At 47.5% G+C, this 541-nt stretch carries 1 protein-coding gene and 1 pseudogene; both read right to left on the bottom strand.

All coding sequences use genetic code 11. The annotated features are described in order from the left end of the window. Positions 1-105 (bottom strand): annotated as a pseudogene (locus HKD31_RS16215) (IS5/IS1182 family transposase); the annotation flags it as partial. 183 nt (positions 106-288) lie between these two features. Continuing rightward, a partial coding sequence (locus HKD31_RS15965; RefSeq protein WP_255520138.1) for an alpha/beta hydrolase-fold protein occupies positions 289-541 on the bottom strand: 253 nt, incomplete at its 5' end.

Genomic DNA, 541 nt, shown 5'->3' with positions numbered 1-541 from the left:
GAATACTTCAAAATCCACAGTCCGGGAAAACGCTTCGAGCTGGTCACCAAGCCCACTCAGACGAGCCAGGCGATCTTCAACATCAAAAAAACCGGGCTGCATCATCATCCAGCCCTCATCGTAAGATGAACGATGGAATCACACACAGGGCCTCATAACCAGAGAGTTTTTCGAACCCTCCAGGTGCGGAAAGCTGCCAGCTGATTTCACAGTTTGAAAGATGCCCCTAACAGATTTTATCTCCACTCAAAGCCAGAAAATTCCAGATCCAAAAAACTGACAATCTATTCATCGTAGTTTACTCACGAAATATCTGAGATGATCTGCAATAAAACTGGCTACAAAATAATAGCTGTGATCGTAATCAGGACGAAGATTCAGGATGAGTTCCTGCCCTGCATTCTGTGCGGCTTCCTGGAACAGTTCTGGCCTGAGCTGTTCTTTCAGAAACTGGTCCGCCAGACCCTGATCTATCAGAACAGGCAGTCTTTCCTTCGCTGTCCGCACAAGTTCAAGCGGGTCATAGGCTGCCCAACTGGCA

Origin of the sequence: Gluconobacter potus (assembly GCF_015244705.1) — a bacterium.
Taxonomy (GTDB): Bacteria; Pseudomonadota; Alphaproteobacteria; order Acetobacterales; family Acetobacteraceae; genus Gluconobacter; species Gluconobacter potus.
The sequence above is the reverse complement of the archived record's forward strand: the minus strand, read 5'-3'. Positions and strand labels throughout refer to the sequence as shown.